The sequence below is a fragment of the Fretibacterium fastidiosum genome, from assembly GCF_000210715.1.
Lineage (GTDB): Bacteria > Synergistota > Synergistia > Synergistales > Aminobacteriaceae > Fretibacterium > Fretibacterium fastidiosum.
Genome location: NC_021038.1, coordinates 2670080 through 2671279, shown reverse-complemented (window position 1 = coordinate 2671279; position 1200 = coordinate 2670080). Strand labels below are relative to the sequence as shown.

Genomic DNA, 1200 nt, shown 5'->3' with positions numbered 1-1200 from the left:
GAGGCGAGAAGGAGAATTAAGAGAGCGAGATGTACACGTATGAAGAGATCAAGCCGCAAAACAAACAAGATGCTTTTGCAGCCATGTACCTGTGTATCACCAGGAGCATCAGGGATTTGTGTGGACAAAAGATTGGCGAACGGATCATCCGCGAGGCTGTCCGCCGCGCTGGGCATGACAGCGGAATGGCTCAACGTCAACGACTGTTAAAGGATGGATTGAAAACCAATATCCAAAATCTTTATCATTGTGACTGTGACGTTGTGGCCGACCCACGCTTCCGAGAAAACGAAATTTTTAACGAGGAAGAGCGCCAGATATGGGAAGTGTACACCTGCCCATTGGCGGATTATTGGACCCGTCGAGACGGCTGGAAAGAGGGCAGCTTTTACTGTGAAGAATATCAACATGCCCGTGTCCTCGCTTTCACTGACGGCGTCGGCCAGGTGAATCTTTCCACACTGCTGACATGTCCAAGAGACAACTGCTGCCGTTTCTCCGTTTATTTCAGGGAGGCAAACATGTCCCCTGAAAGGGCAAAAGAAGCCTTCGCTCATTGTGATCCTTCATACTGCGCCCCCGCCTCAATTCCAAGTAACACCAACCTTGATGAAAGCATCTGTCGCATGACCATTGCGCTCTATTGCCGATTAATGGAAACTGCCGAAGACTTATGTGGGCAAGATGGCGTCTGCGCGGCGGCAGAAGGGTTGAAGCGCTGGGCGCTAGTGGCCCTCCAAACTTTGCATCTTCAGGCAGAGCACACCCTGCTTCCCATGAACATGGACTTTGTAAGGCTGAATTTTCCACTTGCATTGGACCCCGATGTTGATGGCGCTATCTGGGGAAAGCATAAGACGGGTCAGGCCATGGAGATCATGAAGAAGTTGGTTTTATATCCCATAGCAAAAGCCTGTAAGGCATAGAAGATATACCGACAGAACTCTTAAGAAAGACAGGTGCAAAAATGTGTACTTATGAAGAACAATGCGTCATGGATCTTTCTGATAATTACACTCTTCTCTACTCATTTATCGGCCGAGAGCTATTGGACGCCTTTGGAAAGGATGGAGAACGGGTATTGCGTGAGGGAACACGCCGTTATGGTCACGACCGCGGCGAGCATTCCCGAAAGCGCCATATTGATCTTGGAGTTAAAATTAATATGAAAAGTCTTTTTTCAATTGGAGGCGACCTGCC

At 48.8% G+C, this 1200-nt stretch carries 2 protein-coding genes; both read left to right on the top strand.

The window, feature by feature from the left end; genetic code table 11:
- The first annotated feature begins 29 nt into the window (after window positions 1-29).
- Window positions 30-926, top strand: a complete 897-nt coding sequence (locus SY1_RS12000) for a hypothetical protein (RefSeq protein WP_208873892.1) — start codon at window positions 30-32, stop codon at window positions 924-926.
- Window positions 927-994: 68 nt separating this feature from the next.
- Window positions 995-1200, top strand: a 206-nt coding sequence (locus SY1_RS11995; protein WP_208873891.1) for a hypothetical protein, incomplete at its 3' end; no start/stop codon positions are given.